Below are 23,166 nucleotides of genomic sequence, written 5' to 3'. Positions count from 1 at the left end.
AAAATAATGGCATTAATCGTACAAAAATATGGTGGCACCTCAGTCGCCAATCCCGAGCGTATCCGCAATGTGGCGCGTCGTGTGGCACGTTACAAGGCCATGGGCCATCAAGTGGTGGTCGTGGTGTCAGCCATGTCAGGTGAAACCAATCGCCTGATTTCACTGGCCAAGGAAATCATGCCGGATCCAGATCCGCGCGAGCTGGATGTGATGGTGTCTACCGGTGAGCAGGTCACCATAGGCATGACCGCATTGGCGCTGATGGAGCTTGGCATCAAGGCCAAGAGCTATACCGGCACCCAGGTGAAAATCCTCACGGATGATGCGTTTACCAAAGCGCGTATTCTGGACATTGACCAGCACAACCTGAAACAAGACCTTGATGACGGCTATGTCTGCGTGGTCGCCGGTTTCCAGGGCGTGGATGCCCATGGCAATATCACCACGCTGGGCCGTGGCGGCTCCGATACGACAGGCGTGGCGTTGGCAGCAGCGCTCAAGGCCGATGAATGCCAGATTTATACCGATGTGGATGGTGTGTATACCACTGACCCGCGTGTGGTGCCAGAAGCGCGCCGGCTGGAAAAAATCACCTTTGAAGAAATGCTGGAACTGGCCTCGCAAGGCTCCAAAGTACTGCAAATCCGCTCGGTTGAGTTTGCTGGCAAATACAAGGTTAAGTTACGTGTGCTCTCCAGCTTTGAAGAAGAGGGTGACGGCACGCTGATTACATTTGAAGAGAATGAGGAAAACATGGAAGATCCAATTATCTCCGGCATCGCTTTTAACCGCGATGAGGCGAAAATTACCGTAGCAGGCGTGCCTGATAAGCCAGGGATTGCTTATCAGATTCTTGGTCCCGTTGCCGATGCCAACATTGATGTGGATATGATTATCCAGAACGTGGGCGCAGACGGCACGACAGACTTCACGTTCACCGTACACAAAAACGAAATGAACAAGGCGCTGACAATTCTGCGCGACAAGGTTCAAGGCCATATCCAGGCACGTGAAGTGACTGGCGATGACAAGATTGCAAAAGTGTCTGTAGTCGGTGTGGGCATGCGTTCGCATGTGGGTATCGCCAGCCAGATGTTCCGCACATTGGCCGAAGAGGGCATCAATATTCAAATGATCTCTACCAGTGAAATCAAGATCGCAGTGGTGATTGAAGAGAAGTATATGGAACTGGCTGTGCGCGTGTTACATAAGGCGTTTGGCCTGGAAAACGCATAATCGCAAACGCACGAATAAAGAAATAAAACATTCTTCTTTTTTGCGTTGATTTTTGAAGGGTTTTCACGTAGTATGGCGCCCTTCAATGCAGTAGCAATACTGCAAAGAAAACAGCATCAGCTGTGTTGGTATTATTAAGGCGTCATTGTTTTAATAAGGTGAGCTGGCCGAGTGGTCGAAGGCACTTCCCTGCTAAGGAAGCATACGGGCTTAAACCTGTATCGAGGGTTCGAATCCCTCGCTCACCGCCAAATACCTGGGTTTAACAATTCAAGGGTTTGGTAAATTAGGGTGTCATCGTTGCTTGGACCCCTCCACAAAGCTGAAACTTATGTTATAATGCTGTTTTTGTTGCAAAGCAACAAACCTTGGCGCCCGTAGCTCAGTTGGATAGAGTATTTGGCTACGAACCAAAGGGTCGGGCGTTCGAATCGCTCCGGGCGCGCCAAAAATAAAAGCCTTGTTTCTTTCCGAGAAACAAGGCTTTTTTCTTTTATTGATCCCTGTTCAACATTACATTTCTTAAAGCTCATCAGTGCGTTGATACATCGCTGATACGCGCTGAACATAGCGATGATGATGGCGGTATGATATGCTTCAGCTTTTCATTTAATTGGTGTTTCAGTGTCTCTTCAGGCTTGTTTGGCGCGGATTACAGGCGATATGCAGCAGGTGGATGCCGTTATTCGCCAGTCTTTGTCATCCCAAGTTCCGCTGATTAATCAAATTTCGGAATATATCATTCATAGTGGTGGCAAACGCTTGCGTCCAACGTTGGTGTTGATGGCCGCTGATCTGGCCGGGCGCGTGACACCGGCCCACCATGCTCTGGCAGCCATTGTCGAATTTATTCATACAGCCACTTTATTGCATGATGATGTGGTTGATGCTTCTGAACTGCGTCGAGGCAAATCTACCGCCAATCATGTGTATGGCAATCCTGCCAGCGTGCTGGTCGGCGATTTTCTGTATTCACGTTCCTTTCAGATGATGGTCAGGCTGCAAAACATGCGTGTGATGGAAATCCTGGCCGATGCCACCAATGTGATTTCCGAAGGCGAAGTGCTACAGTTGCTCAATGTGCGCAATATTGGTGTTAGCGAGCAGGATTACTTGCAGGTCATTCATTTTAAAACCGCCAAGCTGTTTGAAGCGGCGACCCGCCTGGGAGCGGTGCAGTGTCAGGCCAGCGTCGCGCAAGAAGAGGGACTGGCCAAGTATGGCATGCACTTGGGTACGGCCTTTCAGCTCATAGATGATGTGCTGGATTTAACCGGTGACAGCGAAAAAATTGGCAAAACCCTGGGCAATGACCTGGCCGAGGGAAAAGTAACCTTACCAATGTTGTATGCCATCCAGCAAGCGCCAACCGCGCAAGCGGACTTGGTCAAGCAGGCCTTGTTGGAAGGGCAGGTCACGCAGCTAGATGCCGTGCTGGAGATTTTGCATGCCGTGAAGGCATTTGATTATGTGCGCGCCGTGGCGCAAAAAGAAGCAGAACAGGCCTGTGAAGCACTGGCCATTTTTGAACTGACGCCCGCCAAACAGGCTTTGCTGGATTTGGCCCAGTTTTCGGTCAACCGGCAACATTAAGGTGTCGCCTGCTTGCAGGCAGGCGACAACACCTAAAAGATACCGGCTGAACAAACACCGGGTTAATTCAGGGCGATAGGCTCGCCACTCATGTGGTAGTAGCTGAGTCGCGCGCAGTCGTTGGTCGCATGGGTCAATGCGCCATCAAACAAGGATTTTCCATTGACATCGACGACGGCATAGCCGTTGTGATACAAGGTCACCTCTGCCTGCAGGTCGCTCTCTGCTGACGCCATCGCTTTTTGCAAACGATGATGATTCGAAGAGCGCATCGCAAAGCTTACGCAGTTTTCCTCTTCTTCTTCACTGTAGACTTCCCAGTGTGATTGTCCGGTCAGTTTGGTGAGCCATCCAGGTAAATCGACTTCTACTCGACAAATCACTGGCTCATCCCAGGCAGGATGCTCAACCTCGTTCAACTCAACTTCGGTTGGCGATGTAAATTTGATTTGATCAGACATAGGCAACTTCCTTCTCTAGATAACAGATGCCACTTCACACAGACGCAAACCGCTAAAGTTGCTGTGTCATGACCATCTTACACATAAATGGTGACTTGCAAACAGTTTTCAAGCCAGAAGAATGCGCTTTTAAAGCAGTTTTGCACTTTGTCAGCCTTGCCTATGGGCATCAACGATGAGATGATGCAGCAACCTTATCTTTGTTATCGGCATCATGCACGAAATCCTTGAACCTGTTTTAAGTCTGCTGCGCACGCAGCCTCATGCCCTGCAAGCCGCCTGCCTGGTCTTTGGTTTGCTGGTTGGCAGCTTTCTCAATGTAGTGATTCATCGTTTGCCCAAAATGATGGAGCGTGAATGGCAGGCCAGTTGCCTGGATTTACAGGGGCAAGAGGTGCCAGAGCAACCTAAATACAATCTTGTGGTGCCGCGTTCGACCTGCCCGCATTGCGGACACCAGATTACGGCACTCGAGAATATTCCTGTGATCAGCTATCTATTCTTACGTGGACGCTGTAAAGCCTGTCATGCGCCGATTTCAATGCGTTATCCGTTGGTTGAATTGCTGACCGGCGGCCTGTCGGTTGCGGTGGCTGTGCAATATGGCTATAGCTATTTGACCTTGTTTGCACTGGCATTTGTATTTGCGCTGGTCGCATTGACCTTTATTGATTTTGATACGCAACTGTTGCCTGATGACATTACCTTGCCGCTGTTGTGGCTGGGGCTGTTGCTTAACCTCAAAGATGGGTTTACCGATCTCTCGTCAGCCGTGATCGGTGCCATGGCGGGTTATCTGGTGTTGTGGGCGGTCTATTGGCTGTTTAAACTCGTGACAGGCAAGGAGGGCATGGGGTACGGTGATTTCAAGCTGCTGGCTGCGATCGGGGCCTGGTTCGGCTGGCAACTGCTGCCCGCGGTCATTTTATTGAGCTCGGTGGTTGGTAGTGTGATCGGCATCGGCTTGATTCTGCTCAAAGGCAAAACCCGCCAAACCGCGATTCCTTTTGGTCCCTTTTTAGCCCTGGGCGGCATCGCCGCCCTGTTTTATGGGCAAACTCTGGCCGCTTATTATTTAGTGCCTTAACGGGAGTAATACATGGCGAAAGTGGTGGCTGTGACCGGCGGTATCGGCAGTGGTAAAAGCGAGGCGTGTGCAGCATTTTCTGCCTTAGGCGTGCCTGTGGTGGATCTGGACCACATAGCGCACGCCATGAGTGAACCCGGTAGTCCGGCCATGCTAGCGGTGCGGGCGGCTTTTGGTGACCAGATGTTTGAGGCAGATGGACGTCTCAGCCGGGCAACACTGCGCGAGCACGTGTTTGAGCACCCAGAAGCCCTCGAACAACTGAATCAGATCATGCACCCGGCGATCCGTGCTGAGGCCGTACAGCAAATTGCCCAGTATGCCAGTCATGCGTATGTGATTCTGGCGATCCCATTACTGGTCGAGAGCCGCGAGGATTGGTCCATGATAGATCATGTACTGGTGATCGATTGCGATGAGGAGACGCAATTGCAGCGGGTCATGCAACGCAGTCAGCTCTCTGCCGAAATGGCACAAGCCATCATGGCGTCGCAAAGTCCGCGAGAGGCGCGGCTGGCGATGGCGGATACCGTGATTGAAAACCAGCTGACACTCGCCGATTTACAGCAAAAAGTGCTGCAATTTCACAAAAATTTCTCTAAAACTTGCCTCTGAGTTAAAAGGGTTTCATAATCAAACTTTTATTGCATACTTTTCAAGTATCAGCTGACAGAAAAGGCTGCCGTGTCGAGCTACGAATTTCCATTTAACGAGCGCATTAGAACCTATCTTCGTCTTGAAGACCTGTTCAACAAGATGCTGCATCACATTGCCATTGGTCACGAGGTCAGTCATCATGTGGCGCTGATTTCCATGCTGCAAGTGTTGGATGTCATTGATCGTGGTGATCTCAAGGTAGATTTGCTGCAAGAGCTGGACCGTCATAAAGTCCAGCTTTCCCTGCTGCAACATAATCCCAATATCGACCAAGAAGCGCTCGAAAGCACCGTAAACAGTCTGGACCGTTGCGCCACCACCCTGCGAGCCGATCATCAAAAGCTCGGCCAAACCTTGCGCGACAATGACTGGCTCATGAGCGTCAAGCAGCGGACCAGTATTCCAGGCGGGGTCTGCGAGTTTGACTTGCCCTCATACCGCCACTGGCTCTATTTGAGTGTAGAGCGCCGCAAGCAAGATTTTACGCAGTGGTTATCCCGCTTGATGCCGATGTACGAAGCCATCAGCCTGATTATGCAGTTGTTGCGTGGCAGTGGTCAGGTGTTATCCCTGGTTGCCCACCATGGCGCCTATCAGCAACAGCTTTCTGGACACAAACCAGCCCAATTGTTGCGCATTGAAATTGACCATGAAGAATGCTTCCCTGAAGTCAGTGCCAACAAATATGCGATCAACATCCGCTTTCAAAAGCTGGACTTCGTGCAACGGCCAAAAGGCTGTGAACAGGATATCCCGTTCAAGATGATCGTCTGCAACTTTACCGGAGCCAGTCACAATTGACGCAAGCAGTAGTCAAACCGCGCAAGGTGGCCTGTCCCGCCTGCGGAGAAACCACCGAGTATTCCCCTAAAAATCCATTCCGGCCTTTTTGTAGCGAACGCTGCAAACTGATGGACCTGGGCGATTGGGCTTCGGAAAAATTTCGCATCCCCGATAGCACGCCGCCAGACTTATACGAACCAGAATAATCTTAGACTGGATTTAAGTATGCAAACAAAACACCTCTGCCTGAAATTGCTCGCGAGCTTGTGCCTGTTAGCCTCCACGGCCTTTGCACATGCAGAAGTCAAACTCACCGATGCCTGGGTGCGCGCCTCCAATCCCGGCCAGTCCGTCGGCGCCGCCTACCTCACGCTCACCAGCCCGCAAGACGTCACTCTGGTCTACATTGAAACCGAGCGTGCAGAGAGCGTAGAAATGCACAGCATGACCATGCAAAACGGTGTCATGAAAATGCGCAGTATGGAAGCGTTGCCTGTCCCTGCGGGCAAGCCCGTCAAGCTGGCGCCAGGTGGATTGCATTTGATGCTGTTTGAGTTGCCCACCCCGTTTAAAGCCGGCGAGCAGGTCAAATTCAGGCTGTGCTTTAAAGATAAACAAGGCAACATCACCGATCAGTTTGTCACCATGCCCGTGAAGGCAGCGCCCTAAACATACTTATCTGCGATATGACAGAATCACCAGCAAAAAAGCCAGCGTTTGCTGGCTTTTTTATAATGGGAACATCGGCAGTAACACACTGCCAACTCGGGCAGGCGTAAGAATCGTTTAGTTTGAAAACGTCCGCAAAAACAACGCCTCCACCTCAGCCCTTGCCCAAGGCGTTCTGCGCAAAAACTTCAAGCTAGACTTGATGGAAGGGTCATTTTTAAAACAGTTGATATTAACCCTTGTCGCCAGCGCCTCCCAACCGTAATGCGTCACTAATTGCTCAACCACTTCTGCAAGCGTGATACCGTGTAATGGATTGTTCGGTTGTTCCGTGTTCATTTGATAAAAGCCATATCAAGGTCATTCGATAGTACGATGGTAGCACTTTATGTGGTTAATCCCTTAATAGCCTTGTTTTGAATCACTAACCAAATGGCTGATCTTCAGAAGAGCACGCCTGATCAGTGCGTTCTAATCAGGCCGATGAATAAGGTCTTTGTGCGCGGCACTTATTCTGGCTCGCGTTGATAACACTTATCCACAACAAGCCCGTCTTGAGAGATGCAGTTTAGCCCTTATACGCTATTGAATGCTGCCATGAATGGCTGCTGCTGACGCTGGAAATATGAAATACAGACAAAAACACCCGAATAGTCGGGTGTTTAGGTGGGTTTCGCTTGACAGGAAGGGGAAGTCTCTAGAGATGGGTTAGGTTCATTTTTTGAACGAGGTAAAAGCATTTGATACCTTAGTTGCCATTTCCGTTGTGTCATCACCCCACATAGGCAGATTAACTACAATAAGGCCATTACGTTGAGGATGCATCAAATTAGGACTGGCTTTCAAAGATACCAAGTGAGCTTCTGCCGCTGCCTCGTTAGGGCATTGCTCAATTGCGATTGGCAAAGGAAAACCTTCAATTTGAAACGCAGCTGCCGCAGAAACTTCTGTGTGTCTAAAACCGTGTCGTACAGGATAAATATGCCCTTTGATTCCTTGCTCGTTAAGGTGATTAGCAAGAGCAAGCATTTGTGGTGTTGGTTGCTCTACTGAGCGCAAAAAACCTCGATAGATCCACTCGCCAACAATTAAGGCAATTACAAGAAACACAGCAATAAAGAAAATCTTCATTGGTGAACCTAACGCTCCAATTGAGCCGCGACTTACCCTGGAGTGCAGCGGAAGGGTAAACCGTCGGACTCCAAGTGGTTGTTATGCATTTATCTCTTCTTCGTCAAATCGTCTTACGAAATCCAAGAAATTAACCAAAGCCCTAAAGGTTTCCTCGTCTTTCTCAGAATCCACAATACCTTGGAGATTATTTACGATAAGATTCCAATGCATCAGATGATTTGGACTTATCTGAGCCGCCGTGGGTAACATTGCCCTTATTGCCGGCAATTCACGCTCTGCAAACGACTTGAGAAAATCAGGCTGCACGCCAGGCAGCTTTGCCGCTTTTTCTACTTCTTCAATCAGCTGACTTACCGCCGCTGGGCTAGTCAATGCGTCTAAATATTCAATACTTGAAGTTAGTGGAACACTCCATTGAAAAAAAATTGCCAGCTGGCCTCTCAAGGCTGTTCTCAAGGCGGTCTTGTAATCCAATAAGTTTTTCTGACTTACTTTCTTCTGATACCACCCAAACAGTATGACCAGAAACACGCCTTCCAGAGTGAAGCCAAAGAGTTCAGGAAATATGCTGTCAGAAATGCTACCGCCGAACTGAACAAAGGCCCAAAGAATGAAGCTCCCAAACAAGACAAGAACAATCAAAGATATTTTTTCTACCAGACCCATGTCGATTTTCTTAGATTGCATAACGTAATGTAGACACCGAAATCGGTGTATAACTTAAATTTAACATTTACTTACTTTTGTTGATTGTTCAAATAAATTATTGTTTATCTTGGTTTTATTCTTGGTCAACTTACATGACTACTTCACAACTGCAACAGGAAACACACCTGCCAAAGTTACTAGCGTTAATGCGTGAAAAGATACGTGTTAATCATTACAGTATTCGTACGGAAACGCAATATTTACAATGGGCAAAGCGGTACATTTTGTTTCATCACAAGCGGCATCCAAAAGAGATGGGTGGCAAAGAAGTTGAAGCTTTTTTATCTTATCTGGCGGTTGAGGGGAATGTTTCTGCCAGCACACAAAATCAGGCGTTGTCTGCTTTGTTATTTCTTTATCGGGTTGTGCTGGAGCAGGAGTTACCATGGATGGCGGATGTGATTCGGGCTAAGGAGCCGAAGAAACTGCCTGTTGAGCTTTCCAAGCAAGAGGTGGTTTTGTTACTGGAGGCGATGCCGGAGGGGATTTATCGCTTAGTGGTACGTTTGTTGTATGGCACGGGCCTGAGGATTATAGCGATGTGGCCACGACTATGATCTATACCCATGTGTTGAATAAGGGCGGGCGCGGGGTGATGAGTCCGCTGGATGCGATTGTTGCTCCCAGATCGCACGTTGCATGGCAATGCCACGCGCACCACATGATTGCGCCTGCGATACATGTTCAAAAAGCATCCCACCTAGTGCATACACTGGAATTTCAAGCCCATTTAACATTTCACCAAATTGCTCCCAGCCTAGTCCAGTTGCTTCAGGGTGACTTTTTGTCGGTAGCACAGGGGAGAGCATTGCAAAGTCTAGTTGTAATGATTGTGCTTGCGCTAACTCTACACGGTTATGGCAAGAGGCACCTACTAACAAGTTATCCGGCTTGTTCGTGAGGGTCATCAGGCGCTGGCTATTTAAATGCACGCCGTGGTAGCCGAGTTGTAATGCTTGTTCGGGGCTACCATTGAGTAAGCAGCGGCAGTCATAAGGCGCACATAGCTGTAATACTTCCTCGCTCAATTTGGCGAGTGCTGCGTCATCAAGATGCGATTCGCGGATTTGCAGCAATTGCAGGCCATGGTCGAGCTGCTGCTTTAACGCTTGCAAGAATGCATGTTCACCCATTTCCTGGAGATTGCTGATGGCATACACAGGCGGCAGGCTGAGGGCTTGCATGATGGGCGCATTGGCAGGCAGCACGGGGCTGACGTTGAGTGTGCGTGGATGCTGCCAGGCAAACTGCTGGCCTTCGCGCGCTTGTAATTCGCCTTGCCAGGCATGCACAAAGAAAAAGTGCAGCAGCACGGTTTTGGCTTCGGCGTCATGCGTGGCCGGGTAGTCGTAGCGGCGTTTGATCCAGGGTTGAATCTGGGTGGGCGTAATGCCGAGTTCTTCCTGTGATTCACGGATCAGTGCCTGTTCCGGGCTTTCACCAGATTCGATTTTGCCGCCGGGGAATTCCCACCAGCCAGCCCAGCCTTTGCCGTTGGGACGGCTGGCGAGCAGGTATTCGCCATTGGGGCGGATCAGGATAGCGACGGCGACTTGGACGAGTTTTGTCATGGCTCAGGATTTCAGTTGCAGTTGGCCGGCGTAGTCTTTGGCAAACTGGTAGGCGACACGGCCGCTGCGGGCGCCACGCGTATGGTAAAACTGCAGGGCGGCATGACGGGCTGTCTCATCCATCGTGATGCCAAAAGTCTGCAGCCAGTGGGCGGCAATACTGAGATATTCGTCCTGGTCAAAACTGTAAAACGAGAGCCATAAACCAAAGCGCTCTGCCAGCGAGGTTTTTTCGTCTATGGTGTCGTTCTGGCGGATTTCGCCGCTATCTACAATCGGTTGATTGTCAGACATATATTCCGGCATCAGGTTTTTGCGGTTAGATGTAGCGTAGACCAGCAGGTTGGACGAGGCGTTTTCAATCGAGCCATCGAGGATGACTTTAAGGGCTTTATAGCCGATGTCGTTGGCTTCAAAGGTGAGGTCATCACAAAAAATAATAAACTTTTCCGGGCGGTTGCGTATCAATTGAGTGATTTGCGGCAAGTCTGTGAGGTCTTGTTTTTCGACTTCTATCAGACGCAAGCCCTCACTGGCGTAAGCGTTGAGCACGGCCTTTACTAGCGAGGATTTACCGGTGCCGCGTGCGCCTGTCAGCAACACGTGGTTGGCGGGCAGGCCTTGAAGAAACTGGCGCGTATTGCGCACCACCTCATTTTTTTGCCGGTCTATAAAGCGGATATCGTCGAGCAGAATCTGGTGTGGATGCCCGACGGCCTGCAACTGGCCTTGTCCGTTGTGCTTGACCCAGCGCCAGGCCACGGCTTGCCAGTTTGGCTCAGCAGGTGGGGTGGGCAACAGGTGCTCAAGTCTTGTAATCAGTTGGTCGGCGCGCTGTATCAGCTGTTCGATGGCATTCATGGCGAGGCTGCAAGTGTGAAACGAGGGGGTATTGTACACAAAGCGGCCGGGGCTAGCGAAACTTGCAAAGTCTCGCTAAACCAGGGTTGGAATAAGCCATAATACCGTTTTAATAATTGTGGTACCCAGCACTGGATGTCGTGCATTTGATAAAGATACAGAATGATGAACAATCGCAAGATTATTTTGGCCTCGCGTAGCCCACGCCGCGTCGAGTTACTGGCGCAATTGGGCATAAGCTGCGACATCATGCCCGCGGATATTGATGAGTCATGTTGGCCGGGTGAAGATCCTGCCCGTTATGTGCAACGCCTGGCGCTAGCCAAGGCACAAGCGATCCATGCAGAGCATGGTCAGCGCGGATTGCCGATTCTGGCGGCAGATACCACGGTCGCGCTAGGCAACGAGATATTGGGCAAGCCGGCGGATGCGGCGGAAGCACTGGCCATGCTGACGCGGCTAAGTGGCAGCTTGCATGAGGTGCACACGGCGGTGGCGGTGATGCACGAGGGTAAAGCGCAGTGCTTGTTGAGTACCACGCGGGTGCATATGATGCCTGTGCCATTGGCGGTGCTACAAGACTATGTGGCTTCGGGGGAGCCCATGGACAAGGCCGGGGCGTATGGCATTCAGGGCCGTGCCGGGGCCTGGATTGCGCGCATTGAGGGCAGTTATAGCGGGGTGATGGGTTTGCCGCTGCATGAAACGGCGCAGCTGCTGAACGCATGGTAAACTGCTATCAAAAAAACAGATTCGGGATTGGATAAGCACTATGTCGTTGGCACAGGAAGTATTGATTAACGTCACGCCGCAGGAAACGCGCGTGGCGATTCTGGAGCAGGGCATCGTCCAGGAGTTGCACATTGAACGTGCCTCTTCATTGGGGATTGTCGGTAATATTTATCGTGGCACTGTTGTGCGCGTGTTGCCTGGCATGCAGTCTGCCTTTGTGGAGATCGGCCTGCCGCGTGCGGCCTTTTTGCATGCGGCCGATATCATGGAGTGTCATACCGAGGAGGGCGCGGTAAAGACCGACCGCCCGATTCAGGAAGTGTTGCATGAAGGCCAGTCGATTATCGTCCAGGTGATTAAAGAGGCGATAGGCACCAAAGGCGCACGCCTGACCACTGAAATCAGCATTGCCGGCCGTTTTTTGGTCTATCTGCCTTACCAGAAACATATCGGCGTATCGCAGCGCATTGATCACGAAGAAGAACGCGAGTTTTTGCGCAATCGTTTGCTCGGCTTGTTGCCTGAAGCACGCGAAGGTGGCTATATCATCCGAACCATGTCAGAAAACGCCACCGATCAGGAGTTGTTGGCCGACATCGAGTATTTACGCAAAGTGTGGCAAAAAATCCAGACCGAGAGCACCAAGGTCGGTGAACGCTCGCTGATTTTTTATGACCTGAGTTTGCCGCGACGCATTTTGCGCGATGTGGTCTGTACCGAAACCACCAGCATCCGCGTCGATTCGCGAGAGATGTTTGAGCGGCTGAAAGAGTTTGCCGAACTCTACGTCTCGCATGCGGTAAAACCGCTAACGCACTACAAAGGCGAACGCTCGCTGTTTGAGTTTTACGACATTGAAAACGAGATTGAGAAAGCGCTGGCACGCAAGGTGGAGCTCAAATCGGGCGGTTACCTGATTTTTGACCAGACCGAGGCACTGACCACGGTGGATGTGAATACAGGCAGTTTTGTCAGTGGCAAAAACCTGTCCGATACCATTTTCAAAACCAATCTGGAGGCGGCGCAAGCGATTGCCCGTCAGCTACGCCTGCGTAATCTGGGCGGCATCATTATCATCGACTTTATTGATATGGATGAGGATGCACAACGTGCGGCGGTGCTCGAAGAACTGCGCAGTGCTGTGACGCTGGACCGTGCGCGGATTAATGTGAACGGGTTTTCTGCCCTCGGGCTGGTGGAGCTCACGCGCAAACGCACGCGCGAAAGTCTGGCCCATTTACTGTGTGAATCGTGTCAGGTTTGCCAGGGGCGTGGTGAGCTCAAGACCGCCCAGACCATTTGCTATGAAATCATGCGTGAGTTATTGCGTGAGTCCAAGCAGTTTAAAAATGCCAAAGAGTTCAAGATTCTGGCCTCGCCCGAGGTGATCAATATGCTGGGCGATGAGGAGTCACAAAGCCTGGCCAATTTGTCAGACTTTATCAAACGGCCGGTGTCGCTGCATCCGGATACGCAATACGGCCGCGAAGAGTTTGATATCGTTTGGGTCTAGAAAATTGTTGTTCTGGAGAGGACGGCCAGAGGTAAGGCCGTCCCAGCGATGCGCAGCACTGCGTATGCGTGTTACAGCATGCCGCCCGCCAACCCTGGCAGCACGATACGACTGATCATTTGCAACAACAGCAAGGCGACCAGCGCGGAAAAATCGAATCCCTGAATCGAAGGCAAAACATTACGCAACGGATTGAGGATAGGCGCTGATAACTGGTTTAGCACGCCATAAATCGGGCTGTCTGGATTGATCCAGCTTAAAATGGCCATGAGCAAAATGGCGTAAAAAAACACATCCAGCATTTGCCCCAGGACGGCGACAAAGGCCTGCCAGAACCAAAACACCGGGGACACCGGGGCGGCTGCAAGCAAGGTCAGCAAGGCGAACAGAATCACTTGTACCAGCCAGGCCAGCAACAGGGTCGATAAGTCCAGCTGGCGGGCAGGGGGAATCAGTTTGCGGGCAGGCTTGACCATAAAGTCAGTCAGCGCCATGGCCATTTGCCCCAGCGGGTTCTGGAACGAGGTTCGGGTCCACTGCATTAAAAAACGTAATACCAGTAAAAAAGTCAGAATGCCAAATACCGCATTCAGTAAAAAAGTTGTCATGTTTTGCAACATTATTGTGCTCCCAATTGATCGCCGAGTTCTTTGGCGCGGCGTGCTGCTTGTGCCGCGGCATGTTGCATCATGCCATGAATATCGTGCTCGCGCATACTGAGCAGGCCTTGTTCGGTAGTGCCGCCCTTGGAGGTCACTTGCTCACGCAGCGTCGCCACTGGGGTAGGGCTCGAGGCCGCGAGCAAGCTGGCGCCTTTGAATGTGGCCAGGCTGAGTTGTTGTGACTGGGCTTCGCTGAGTCCTAAAGCGACCCCTGCTGCGGTGAGTGCTTCTATCATCAAAAAAACATAAGCCGGGCCACTGCCTGAAATCGCGGTCACCGCATCCAGCTGGTCTTCAGCTTCTAGCCAAACCACTTCACCCGCCGCTTGCAACAACTGGTCGGCAACGTCACGCTGGCCCGCTGAGACGGCTGGCAGGGCATAAGCGCCAGTAATGCCCGCCTGAATTTGCGCAGGCGTATTGGGCATGGTGCGAATCAGCGTCTGGTAGCCGCCTAACCAGCGGCACAAGTCGCCAGTGCGGATGCCGGCGGCAACTGAGATCACCAATTGTGATTGTAAGTAGGGAGCCAGCGAGTGTGCCACCGCCTGCAATTGCTGTGGTTTGACCGCCAGCACCACAACTTCAGCTGCCAGTGAGGCTGCCGACAGCGCCGCGCTGGTTTGCACGCCTAATTTGGCGTGTAGCGAAGCATGCTTGCTGGTGTCTGGGTCAATCACGGTAATGTGTGACATGGCAAAGCCTCGTTGTTGCAGGCCTATCATCAGGGCTTGTGCCATATTGCCGCCGCCAATAAAGGCGATGCGGGTGGCTGACAGTGATTGCATGGTATTCAAGTTCCTTCTTTAACTGAGTCGTTATCGGGTTTGCGCGGGCGGGCGCCAAAAATGGCTGTGCCGATGCGCACCAGCGTCGCGCCTTCGGCAATGGCTGCGGCAAAGTCACCGCTCATGCCAATGGAGAGGGTATCCAGCTGCAAGCCATGCGCATTCAGGTGATCAAACAGGGCCCGTACCTGCCGAAATTGGTCACGTTGCTGGTCGAAATCTTCCACTGGGGCCGGAATCGCCATCAGGCCGCGCAAATGCAAGCGCGGTAACTGCCTGATATTTAAAGCCAGATCCAGCACCTCTTGAGCGCTGGCACCACTTTTGCTTGATTCCTGGCTAATATTGACTTGCAGGCAAATATTCAAAGGCGCCATGTCTGCAGGGCGCGCGTCAGACAAGCGTTGTGCAATTTTAAGGCGGTCCACCGAATGCACCCAATCGAAATGACAGGCAATTGGCTGTGTTTTGTTGCTTTGAATCGGGCCAATAAAATGCCATGCTATCGCACAGTCCTGCAGTTGCTGTTGTTTGGCGAGCGCTTCTTGCAGGTAGTTTTCACCAAACACCGATTGACCGGCCTGATAGGCCTCCCTGAGAGCCGAGGCAGGTTGTGCTTTACTTACCGCACATAAAGTGACCGATTGTGTGGCCTGGTAGCTTGCACGTGCCTGGGCCAGTTGTTGGCGGATGAGTGCCAGATTGTCAGCGATATCAGTCATGGGAAGCAACACGGTGCCGGGTAGCGGTAAAAAATAACATTATATAAATAATCACTGGAGTGGATTGTGGATATTTCAGATTTATTGGCGTTTTCAGTTAAAAACAAAGCCTCAGACTTGCATTTGTCAGCCGGTTTGCCACCGATGATACGCGTGCATGGCGATGTGCGTAAAATCAACTTGCCCGCCATGGATCATGCTGAAGTACATAGCATGTTGTACGACATCATGAATGACAGCCAGCGCAAAGTGTATGAAGAAAAACTGGAATGCGATTTTTCATTCGAGATCCCTGACCTGGCGCGTTTCCGGGTCAATGCATTTAACCACCAGCGCGGCGCCGGTGCGGTATTCCGTACCATTCCAAGCAAGGTGCTGACGCTGGAAGAGCTTAACGCCCCACGCGTGTTCAAGGACCTGGCCGATACGCCGCGTGGTATTGTGCTGGTGACCGGGCCGACCGGTTCCGGTAAATCGACCACACTGGCGGCGATGATTGATTACATTAATGAATCCCAGATGTCGCATATCCTGACCGTGGAAGACCCGATCGAATTTGTGCATACTTCGAAAAAGTCATTGATTAACCAGCGTGAAGTCGGGCCGCATACCATGTCGTTTGAAAATGCGCTGCGTTCAGCCTTGCGTGAAGACCCGGATGTGATTCTGGTGGGTGAAATGCGTGACCTGGAAACCATCCGCCTGGCGCTGACGGCGGCCGAAACCGGTCACCTGGTATTTGGGACCCTGCATACCAGCTCTGCGGCCAAGACCATAGACCGGGTGGTCGATGTGTTCCCGGCGGCAGAAAAGGAAATGGTGCGCTCCATGCTCTCAGAGTCTTTACGCGCCGTCATTTCGCAAACCCTGTGTAAAACCAAAGACGAGCAGGGCCGGGTGGCTGCCCATGAAATCATGATCGGAACCCCCGCCATCCGTAACCTGATTCGCGAAAACAAGATTGCGCAGATGTATTCGGCAATTCAGACGGGCCAAAGTGTGGGCATGCAAACGCTGGACCAGAATCTGCAAGATCTGGTGCGACGCAACGTCATCAGCGCCGATGAGGCGCGTACCAAAGCGGCTAACCGTGATGGCATTATCGGATAAATATTAAAGATGGATAGCAGCATGCAGACCGGCGCCGATCACGCGCAAACCGAGAAATTTATTAATGACCTGTTGAAGCTCATGGTCACGCGTAAAGCCTCGGATTTGTTTATTACCGCAGGCTTTCCGCCGGCCATGAAGATTGATGGCAAGCTCACACCGATTACCTCACAAACTTTGAGTACCCAGCAAACGGCCGAAATTGCGCGTACTGTCATGAATGACAAGCAAGCGCAAGAGTTTAAAGAAACCATGGAGTGCAATTTTGCGATCAGCATGCCATCGGTGGGCCGTTTCCGCGTCAATGCCTTTGTGCAGCGCAGTGCCGTAGGTCTGGTGATTCGGGTGATCAATACCAATATCCCCAAATTTGATGATTTGAACTTGCCGCCCGTACTCAAGGATGTGGTGATGGCAAAGCGCGGCCTGATTATTTTTGTTGGCGGCACGGGATCAGGTAAGTCGACCTCAATGGCCGCCATGCTGGGGCACCGCAATGAAAGCAGTTATGGCCACATTATCACCATTGAAGACCCGGTAGAGTTTGTGCATAGCCACCGCAACTGCATTGTCACCCAGCGCGAAGTGGGCGTGGATACGGACAACTGGCATGCCGCGCTCAAGAACACGCTACGTCAGGCACCTGATGTGATCATGATCGGTGAAATCCGCGACCGTGAAACCATGGATTACGCGATTGCCTTTTCTGAAACCGGCCACTTGTGTCTGGCCACCTTGCACGCCAACAGCACCAACCAGGCGCTGGACCGCATTATCAACTTTTTCCCCGAAGAACGCCGGCAGCAATTGCTGATGGACTTATCGCTCAACCTGCGCTGTATTGCTTCACAACGGTTGATTCCTAAAGTGGATGGCTCGGGCCGGGTGGCTGCCGTCGAAGTCCTGCTGCACTCACCGCTGATTTCAGACCTGATTTATAAAGGTGATGTACACGGCATTAAAGAAGTCATGGCCAAATCCCGAGAGCTTGGCATGCAGACCTTTGATCAGGCCTTGTTTGACCTGTTTGAAACCAGCCAGATCAGTTACGAAGACGCCTTGCGCAATGCCGACTCGGTCAACGACTTGCGACTCAAATTTAAACTCAACAGCAAAGTCGCCAACCCGGAAAATCAGGAACGCAGCAAAATTTCTGACTTGGATATTTTGTAAACTTTATTCAACAGGCATGCCGGGCAGGCATCCGGCATGCATGCAACACTCATCTTGTAAGCTGCACGGTTTCCTGCTGAAACACCAGATTGCCCTGCGTAATGGTGGCAGTGACCTTGCCGGTCAGGCTGTGATTCACAAATGGCGTATTCTTGCCCTGGCTGAGGAGGGCGCGTCCATCTACGCGCCATTCCATTTCCGGGTCGTAAATCACCACGTCGGCCGTGGCACCCGTTTGCAAAGTGCCTGCATTAACACCTAGAATCCGCGCGGGGATTTGCGTGACTTTGGCCAGGGCTTGCAAGGGGGGCAGTTTGGCCTGCGCAGACCATTTCAAGGTCAGTGGCAGCAAGAGCTCAAGCGCTGAGGCACCAGGGTGCGACTCGGCAAACGGTAATGCTTTGGCGTCATCATCGACTGGCGTATGATCCGAACAAATTGCATCTAGCGTACCGTCCAGCAAGCCAGCACGTAGTGCGTCACGGTCGCGTTGGGTGCGTACAGGCGGTTTCAGATGTACCATGCTGTCAAAAAAGCCGATATCCATATCGGTCAGGTGCAGGTGCTGGATGCTGACATCAGCTGTCACTGCCATGCCAGTCTGTTTGGCTTGCCTGATCAATTCAACCGATTCAGCCGTGGAGACCCGGGCGATATGCAATTTGGCGCCTGTAGCCTGGGCGATCCGCAGCATGGTTTGCAGCGCAATGCTTTCTGCCGCCGCCGGGATGCCTTTGAGCCCCAGTCTGGAGGCGACTTCGCCATCATGGGCGACCCCGTTTTTTGCCAGGTACGGATCTTCGGCACGCATGAATAGCGTATAGCCGAAGGTTGCGGCATATTCAAATGCCCGCCACAGGACCTGGGTATCAACAATCGCTGTATCGGCCTGTGAAAAGCCCACACAACCGGCAGTGGTCAGGGCGAACATTTCTGTGAGTAAATGGCCTTCAAGCTGCCGTGTGACTGCGCCCAGTGGATACACATGGGCGAGGGCATGTGATTTCGCTCTGTGCTTGAGCATCTCGACCAGGCCGGGTTCGTCCAGTACCGGGTCGGTATCTGGCGGGCAGGCCAGACTGGTGACGCCACCCGCCATGGCGGCGCGTAACTCACTTAGTAAGGTTGCTTTGTATTCGCTGCCCGGTTCCCGCAGGCGCGCACACAAATCCACCAGGCCAGGTAACACCCATTTGCCTTCGGCATCCAATGTCTGGTCTGGTTGGAAACCTTGGGGCGCTGCACCCATGCCAACAATCTTGCCTGCGCTGATATAAAGATCTTGCACCTGATCCAGCTGCTGGCTGGCATCCATCAAGCGGCCCTGTGTAATCAGGATATTCATGCGGCGTTGCCTCCTCCAAGAATTGCCATCACCGCCATGCGTACTGCAATCCCATACGTGACCTGTGGCAGGATCACGGACTGTTTGCCATCCGCCACTGCCGAATCAATTTCTACTCCCCGGTTCATCGGGCCTGGGTGCATCACAATGGCATCCGGCTTGGCCAGTGCCAGGCGCTCAGGGGTCAAACCAAAGGTCTGGAAAAACTCCTGTGAGCTGGGCAACAAGGCGCCGGACATGCGCTCGTTTTGCAGGCGCAGCATCATGACGACGTCTACGTCTTTGAGGCCTTGCTCCATATTGTGGAACACTTGCACGCCCAGCTTTTCCACATCGGCAGGCAACAGGGTGCGCGGTGCGATGACGCGGATTTCTGGGACGCCCAGCGTGGTCAGCGCATGGATTTCACTGCGGGCGACGCGCGAATGCAAGACGTCACCCACAATCGCCACGCGCAGGTTGTGCATCTCTGGCTTGTATTTGCGGATGGTGAATACATCCAGCAAGCCTTGGGTCGGGTGCGCATGGCGGCCATCGCCGGCATTGATCACGCTGATGTGTGGCGGCACGTGTTGCGCAATGAAATGCGCGGCACCGCTTTGCTGGTGACGGACCACAAACATATCCGCATGCATGGCAATCAGGTTGTTCACCGTATCAAGAATGGTCTCGCCTTTGGATTGTGACGAGGTGCTGACATTGAGGTTGAGCACATCGGCCGACAGGCGTTTGGCGGCGATTTCAAACGTGGTGCGCGTACGCGTACTATTTTCAAAAAAGATATTGCAGACGGTTTTGCCACGCAGCAGCGGCACTTTTTTCACTTCGCGTTCAGCAACGCCAACAAAGTTTTCGGCGGTGTCCAGAATATCGGTCAGAATGCGCTTGGGCAGACCTTCGATGCTTAGCAAGTGTTGCAGCTGACCCTGGGCGTTGAGTTGCGGGTTATACATTGGCATCCACTCCATTCGCTGCCGAGGTGGCAATGCTCAGGTGCAGTTTGCCCTGAGTATTGATTGCCAGTTCAAACGATTGATTGGCCTGCAATGGCAGATCGGCGCCAGTCATATCGGGGCGGATCGGTAGTTGGGCGCCACCACGGTTAATCAGTACCGCCAATTGCACCGAAGCCGGACGGCCATAATCAAATAATTCATTCATGACGGCACGTGTGGTGCGGCCGGTATAAAAAATGTCATCAATCAGGATGATGTGCTTGCCGTTTACATCAAACGGAATTTGCGCGGGCTGCGCAGCGGTTTTGAGGCCACGTTGCGCATAATCATCGCGATACATGGCTGCATCCAGCTTGCCATGCACAATGTCTTGCCCCAGCTCGGCCTGCAAGCGCTGCAACAATTTTTGCATGAGCCAGACGCCGCCCGTATAAATGCCAACCAGAGCCGTTTCCGCCTGAATACGCGGTTTGAGTTGAGCGTACAGATGATCAAGTAATTGTTCGGGATCAGGTAAAGTCATGAGTATCCAGTGCTACTTACGTGCGTGATAAGCATCAAAATAAGATTGTAATATAGTTTGGGCGGCAACTTGATCCAGCATCTGCTTTTGCGCGCGGCCACGAATGCCTGCTTCGCGCAGGGATTGTGAGGCCTCCGCCGACGACAGGCGTTCATCCACCATCACCACCGGCAAGTTAAAGCGGCCCTCGAGACGCTGGGCAAACTTTTGCGCCAAGGCCGTCATGGCATGCGCCTCGCCATCCAGTGACATGGGAAGGCCGACCACCAGCAGCGCCGGTTGCCATTCTTTTAGCAAGGATTCAATTTGCGCGAACTTGGCGGCGTTTTCTTCAGCCTCTATGGTCAGCAGTGGATGTGCCAGTTTGAGCAGGGTGTCACCGACGGCCACCCCGATGCGTTTTTCCCCAAAATCAAACGCCAGCAGGGTGCCGGTGATATCGGGATAGCGACGCTGGGTGATCGGTAAATGGCTTTGGTTAAGTGGCTGTTTGCCAAGCCTGGTTGCATCAGGCATGCCCGGCAACCTCGGACAAGGTGGCAAAGTCCACCCCTAATTGCTGCATGGCCCAGAACAGCTTGTCATCGCTGGGTAATTTAAAAATCAACTTGTGCAGCTGGTGGTGATCAGCCAGTGGCAGGGTTAGCCAGGCGTTGGCCTGGATTTCCTGTTCCAGCTGACCGGCTGCCCAGCCGGTGTAGCCGAGCGCAATAAACATGTCTTGTGGCGCTTCATCACGGGCGGCGGCTTCGAGGATATCCTTGGATGAGGTCATGGCCAGCCTATCGGACAAGCCCATAGTGGTATTAAATTCAGTGGCTGGCGCATGCAGGACAAAGCCACGCTCTACCTGAACCGGCCCGCCAAAATGCACCGGGCGCGCCTGTTGTTGCGCAACATGGCACTCCATCTCCAGCTGTTCAAACAGGTCGCCCACATTCAGTTGCAAGGGATGGTTGAGGATCATGCCCATGGCGCCATCTTCATCATGATTGCAGATCAGGATCACGCTTTTGCTGAAGTAGGGGTCCTGCATGGCTGGCATGGCAATCAGGATTTGGCCGGTCAGGTCCAGACGGCTTGTCTGGTCATTCAAAGTCAGTTGCTCACTCATTGGGGATAGGCTTTATGGCTGCGTTTCATGCATGCGCTTCCTCAGCGCTCAAATATCCGGTAATTTCAAAACCAAAGCCATCCATGCTCGGCATTTTGCGCGGGGCAGCCATCAGGCGCATTTTTTTCACGCCAAGGTCGAGCAAGATTTGTGAGCCGATACCGTAATTACGTAATTCCTGATTGAGGACCAGTTTTTGGTCTGCCCGCAAAATACGGTCAGTCAGGCCGAGGCCATCTTCATCATGGTTGATGAGTACGATGACGCCGCACGCGGCCGTGCTGATGGTACGCATGGCCTGGAGCAGATTCCAGCTATGTGATTGGTGGCTGCTATCAAGCAGGTCTATCATCGACAGCGGCTCATGGACCCGCACCAGCACTTCATCGCTTTGCTCGGGCTGGCCCTTGATCAGCACCAAATGGGTTTCTTGGGCAATGTGGTCGCGATAGGCGATAAGTCGCATCGTGCCAAACACGGTTTCTATTTCGCGTTCTGCGCTACGTTCTATCAGTCTTTCGTGTGCAGCACGATAGTGGATCAAGTCGGCAATGGTGCCGATTTTGATATTGTGCTCGGCGGCGACCTGCATCAGGTCTGGTAACCTTGCCATCTCGCCATCGTCTTTGAGGATTTCGCAAATGACGCTGGCGGGCTCACAGCCTGCCAGTTGCGCCAGATCGCAGCCTGCCTCGGTATGGCCTGCGCGTACCAGCACGCCGCCATTCATCGCCGATAATGGGAAAATATGCCCGGGGCTAACAATGCTGCTTGCGTTGGCCTGCTTGGCAATGGCGGCACGGATGGTGGTGGCGCGGTCTGCGGCCGAAATGCCCGTGGTGACGCCTTCGGCGGCCTCAATCGAGACGGTAAAGTTGGTGCCCAGGCGCGTGCCATTTTTTTGCACCATAGGGGGCAGGTTTAATTGACGGCAACGCTGTTCGGTCAACGTCAGGCAGATCAGGCCACGGCCATATTTGGCCATAAAATTGATATGCTCAGCGGTGACAAATTCTGCAGCGATGACAAAGTCACCTTCGTTTTCACGGTGTTCATCATCGACCAGAATCACCATTTTGCCAGCACGGATATCGGCAATAATGGCCTCGATAGGACTGATTTGCGCCGACATTATTCCTGCTCCCAAGCTTGCATCCGCTCGACATAGCGCGCAATCACGTCAATTTCAAGGTTCACCGCGTCGCCTGCTTTGGCATGCTGCATCATGGTGTGTTGCATGGTATGAGGGATCAAATTGATACTGACCTCATCCTGCTGAATCTCATTGACGGTGAGGCTGATGCCATTCACGCAGAGTGAGCCTTTTTTGGCAATGTATTTGCTGATGGCATGAGGCGCGCGCACTTTGAGTAGCCAGCATTCGCCGACGGACTCCAGTGCCGTGATGCTGCCTATACCATCCACATGCCCGGTCACCAGATGGCCGCCCAGACGATCAGCCAGTCGCATGGCTTTTTCCAGGTTGACAGGCCCAGGTTGGCTTAGGCCGGTGGTGACCTCTAGCGTGACTTTGGATACCATGACCTGAAAGCTGCGTGAATTAAAGTCAGTGACGGTGAGGCAGACACCGTTGACGGCGATGCTGTCTCCCAACTGCACATCTTCCATGCCCAAAGACGGCGCTTCTATGCGTAATGCACAATCTTCGCCATGTGGAACGACTTCGGCAATCCTGCCGACGGTTTGAATAATCCCAGTAAACATGGTGTGATTTTATCAGTGCTGCATGCTAAAGTAATCACATTCC

At 52.3% G+C, this 23,166-nt stretch carries 28 protein-coding genes and 2 tRNA genes; 14 read left to right on the top strand and 16 right to left on the bottom strand.

The window, feature by feature from the left end; translation table 11 throughout:
* The first annotated feature begins 6 nt into the window (after nt 1-6).
* The 4 genes from INP77_RS06865 to INP77_RS06850 all read left to right on the top strand — a co-directional run bounded on the left by INP77_RS06865 (nt 7) and on the right by INP77_RS06850 (nt 2,829).
* Nucleotides 7-1,236, top strand: coding sequence for an aspartate kinase (locus INP77_RS06865; protein ID WP_194748263.1), 1,230 nt, complete (start codon nt 7-9; stop codon nt 1,234-1,236).
* A gap of 157 nt (nt 1,237-1,393) precedes the next feature.
* Nucleotides 1,394-1,487: transfer RNA gene (locus INP77_RS06860), tRNA-Ser, on the top strand.
* A 120-nt stretch (nt 1,488-1,607) separates the two neighbouring features.
* Nucleotides 1,608-1,684, top strand: a tRNA-Arg gene (locus INP77_RS06855).
* A gap of 215 nt (nt 1,685-1,899) precedes the next feature.
* The gene (locus INP77_RS06850; protein WP_194748477.1) at nt 1,900-2,829 is read left to right on the top strand and encodes a polyprenyl synthetase family protein; all 930 of its coding nucleotides are present in this window, start codon (nt 1,900-1,902) and stop codon (nt 2,827-2,829) included.
* A 62-nt stretch (nt 2,830-2,891) separates the two neighbouring features.
* Here the strand turns inward: INP77_RS06850 and INP77_RS06845 are convergent, their stop codons facing one another.
* Complete coding sequence (locus INP77_RS06845; protein ID WP_194748262.1) at nt 2,892-3,290, bottom strand: hypothetical protein; 399 nt, start codon at nt 3,288-3,290, stop codon at nt 2,892-2,894.
* Between the two features lie 214 nt (nt 3,291-3,504).
* Between INP77_RS06845 and INP77_RS06840 the strand changes: the two genes are divergently transcribed.
* From INP77_RS06840 to INP77_RS06820, 5 genes are all read left to right on the top strand, one after another.
* On the top strand, nt 3,505-4,377 hold the full coding sequence (locus INP77_RS06840; RefSeq protein ID WP_194748261.1) for an A24 family peptidase: 873 nt from the start codon (nt 3,505-3,507) through the stop codon (nt 4,375-4,377).
* A gap of 12 nt (nt 4,378-4,389) precedes the next feature.
* On the top strand, nt 4,390-4,992 hold the full coding sequence (gene coaE / locus INP77_RS06835; protein WP_194748260.1) for a dephospho-CoA kinase: 603 nt from the start codon (nt 4,390-4,392) through the stop codon (nt 4,990-4,992).
* A gap of 69 nt (nt 4,993-5,061) precedes the next feature.
* Entirely contained in the window at nt 5,062-5,835 is a 774-nt protein-coding gene (gene zapD / locus INP77_RS06830; protein ID WP_194748259.1) for a cell division protein ZapD, read from the top strand.
* Entirely contained in the window at nt 5,832-6,023 is a 192-nt protein-coding gene (locus tag INP77_RS06825) for a DNA gyrase inhibitor YacG (RefSeq protein WP_194748258.1), read from the top strand. Before zapD ends, INP77_RS06825 begins: the two co-directional genes overlap by 4 nt.
* Before the next feature lie 19 nt (nt 6,024-6,042).
* Nucleotides 6,043-6,486: a copper chaperone PCu(A)C gene (locus INP77_RS06820; RefSeq protein ID WP_194748257.1), complete on the top strand. Its 444-nt coding sequence runs from the start codon at nt 6,043-6,045 to the stop codon at nt 6,484-6,486.
* Between the two features lie 117 nt (nt 6,487-6,603).
* Here INP77_RS06820 and INP77_RS06815 read toward each other — a convergent pair whose 3' ends face one another.
* The 3 genes from INP77_RS06815 to INP77_RS06805 all read right to left on the bottom strand — a co-directional run bounded on the left by INP77_RS06815 (nt 6,604) and on the right by INP77_RS06805 (nt 8,286).
* Nucleotides 6,604-6,825, bottom strand: a complete 222-nt coding sequence (locus tag INP77_RS06815; RefSeq protein WP_194748256.1) for a VF530 family DNA-binding protein — start codon at nt 6,823-6,825, stop codon at nt 6,604-6,606.
* 375 nt (nt 6,826-7,200) lie between these two features.
* Nucleotides 7,201-7,617, bottom strand: coding sequence for a hypothetical protein (locus INP77_RS06810; RefSeq protein WP_194748255.1), 417 nt, complete (start codon nt 7,615-7,617; stop codon nt 7,201-7,203).
* 81 nt (nt 7,618-7,698) lie between these two features.
* Nucleotides 7,699-8,286, bottom strand: coding sequence for a hypothetical protein (locus INP77_RS06805; protein WP_194748254.1), 588 nt, complete (start codon nt 8,284-8,286; stop codon nt 7,699-7,701).
* Nucleotides 8,287-8,420: 134 nt separating this feature from the next.
* On the opposite strand from INP77_RS06805, the gene INP77_RS06800 reads away from it, so the two are divergent.
* A complete protein-coding gene (locus INP77_RS06800) occupies nt 8,421-8,885 on the top strand; it encodes a phage integrase N-terminal SAM-like domain-containing protein (RefSeq protein ID WP_194748253.1) in 465 nt (154 codons plus the stop codon).
* On the opposite strand, the gene INP77_RS06795 is transcribed toward INP77_RS06800, so the two are convergent.
* Entirely contained in the window at nt 8,880-9,899 is a 1,020-nt protein-coding gene (locus INP77_RS06795) for a Nudix family hydrolase (RefSeq protein WP_194748252.1), read from the bottom strand. The genes INP77_RS06800 and INP77_RS06795 overlap by 6 nt on opposite strands.
* 3 nt (nt 9,900-9,902) lie before the next feature.
* The gene (locus tag INP77_RS06790) at nt 9,903-10,760 is read right to left on the bottom strand and encodes an ATP-binding protein (RefSeq protein WP_194748251.1); all 858 of its coding nucleotides are present in this window, start codon (nt 10,758-10,760) and stop codon (nt 9,903-9,905) included.
* Nucleotides 10,761-10,925: 165 nt separating this feature from the next.
* On the opposite strand from INP77_RS06790, the gene INP77_RS06785 reads away from it, so the two are divergent.
* Together INP77_RS06785 and rng are read left to right on the top strand one after the other, a co-directional pair.
* Complete coding sequence (locus tag INP77_RS06785; RefSeq protein WP_194748476.1) at nt 10,926-11,492, top strand: nucleoside triphosphate pyrophosphatase; 567 nt, start codon at nt 10,926-10,928, stop codon at nt 11,490-11,492.
* Between the two features lie 40 nt (nt 11,493-11,532).
* Nucleotides 11,533-13,005: a ribonuclease G gene (gene rng, locus INP77_RS06780; protein WP_228518766.1), complete on the top strand. Its 1,473-nt coding sequence runs from the start codon at nt 11,533-11,535 to the stop codon at nt 13,003-13,005.
* Nucleotides 13,006-13,076: 71 nt separating this feature from the next.
* Here rng and INP77_RS06775 read toward each other — a convergent pair whose 3' ends face one another.
* From INP77_RS06775 to INP77_RS06765, 3 genes are read right to left on the bottom strand one after another with little or no spacing between them, the layout of a single operon-like run.
* Nucleotides 13,077-13,613, bottom strand: coding sequence for a YggT family protein (locus INP77_RS06775; RefSeq protein WP_228518765.1), 537 nt, complete (start codon nt 13,611-13,613; stop codon nt 13,077-13,079).
* An 11-nt stretch (nt 13,614-13,624) separates the two neighbouring features.
* A complete protein-coding gene (gene proC / locus INP77_RS06770; protein WP_194748249.1) occupies nt 13,625-14,455 on the bottom strand; it encodes a pyrroline-5-carboxylate reductase in 831 nt (276 codons plus the stop codon).
* A gap of 5 nt (nt 14,456-14,460) precedes the next feature.
* Entirely contained in the window at nt 14,461-15,177 is a 717-nt protein-coding gene (locus tag INP77_RS06765) for a YggS family pyridoxal phosphate-dependent enzyme (protein WP_194748248.1), read from the bottom strand.
* Nucleotides 15,178-15,243: 66 nt separating this feature from the next.
* Between INP77_RS06765 and INP77_RS06760 the strand changes: the two genes are divergently transcribed.
* Together INP77_RS06760 and INP77_RS06755 are read left to right on the top strand one after the other, a co-directional pair.
* A complete protein-coding gene (locus INP77_RS06760; protein WP_194748247.1) occupies nt 15,244-16,287 on the top strand; it encodes a type IV pilus twitching motility protein PilT in 1,044 nt (347 codons plus the stop codon).
* Between the two features lie 9 nt (nt 16,288-16,296).
* Complete coding sequence (locus tag INP77_RS06755; protein ID WP_194748246.1) at nt 16,297-17,460, top strand: PilT/PilU family type 4a pilus ATPase; 1,164 nt, start codon at nt 16,297-16,299, stop codon at nt 17,458-17,460.
* Between the two features lie 49 nt (nt 17,461-17,509).
* On the opposite strand, the gene INP77_RS06750 is transcribed toward INP77_RS06755, so the two are convergent.
* From INP77_RS06750 to INP77_RS06720, 7 genes are read right to left on the bottom strand one after another with little or no spacing between them, the layout of a single operon-like run.
* Nucleotides 17,510-18,805, bottom strand: a complete 1,296-nt coding sequence (locus INP77_RS06750) for a dihydroorotase (protein WP_194748245.1) — start codon at nt 18,803-18,805, stop codon at nt 17,510-17,512.
* The gene (locus INP77_RS06745) at nt 18,802-19,758 is read right to left on the bottom strand and encodes an aspartate carbamoyltransferase catalytic subunit (RefSeq protein WP_194748244.1); all 957 of its coding nucleotides are present in this window, start codon (nt 19,756-19,758) and stop codon (nt 18,802-18,804) included. Before INP77_RS06745 ends, INP77_RS06750 begins: the two co-directional genes overlap by 4 nt.
* A complete protein-coding gene (gene pyrR, locus INP77_RS06740) occupies nt 19,751-20,284 on the bottom strand; it encodes a bifunctional pyr operon transcriptional regulator/uracil phosphoribosyltransferase PyrR (RefSeq protein ID WP_194748243.1) in 534 nt (177 codons plus the stop codon). The genes INP77_RS06745 and pyrR overlap by 8 nt, the downstream gene beginning before the upstream one ends.
* Before the next feature lie 12 nt (nt 20,285-20,296).
* Nucleotides 20,297-20,800, bottom strand: coding sequence for a Holliday junction resolvase RuvX (gene ruvX / locus INP77_RS06735; protein ID WP_194748242.1), 504 nt, complete (start codon nt 20,798-20,800; stop codon nt 20,297-20,299).
* Nucleotides 20,793-21,398, bottom strand: coding sequence for a YqgE/AlgH family protein (locus INP77_RS06730; protein ID WP_194748241.1), 606 nt, complete (start codon nt 21,396-21,398; stop codon nt 20,793-20,795). The genes ruvX and INP77_RS06730 overlap by 8 nt, the downstream gene beginning before the upstream one ends.
* A 25-nt stretch (nt 21,399-21,423) precedes the next feature.
* Nucleotides 21,424-22,530, bottom strand: a complete 1,107-nt coding sequence (gene ribBA / locus INP77_RS06725) for a bifunctional 3,4-dihydroxy-2-butanone-4-phosphate synthase/GTP cyclohydrolase II (RefSeq protein ID WP_194748240.1) — start codon at nt 22,528-22,530, stop codon at nt 21,424-21,426.
* Complete coding sequence (locus INP77_RS06720; protein ID WP_194748239.1) at nt 22,530-23,123, bottom strand: riboflavin synthase; 594 nt, start codon at nt 23,121-23,123, stop codon at nt 22,530-22,532. The genes ribBA and INP77_RS06720 overlap by 1 nt, the downstream gene beginning before the upstream one ends.
* Between the last annotated feature and the right edge of the window lie 43 nt (nt 23,124-23,166).

Origin of the sequence: Methylophilus sp. 13 (assembly GCF_015354335.1) — a bacterium.
GTDB lineage: Bacteria > Pseudomonadota > Gammaproteobacteria > Burkholderiales > Methylophilaceae > Methylophilus > Methylophilus glucosoxydans.
The sequence above is the reverse complement of the archived record's forward strand: the minus strand, read 5'-3'. Positions and strand labels throughout refer to the sequence as shown.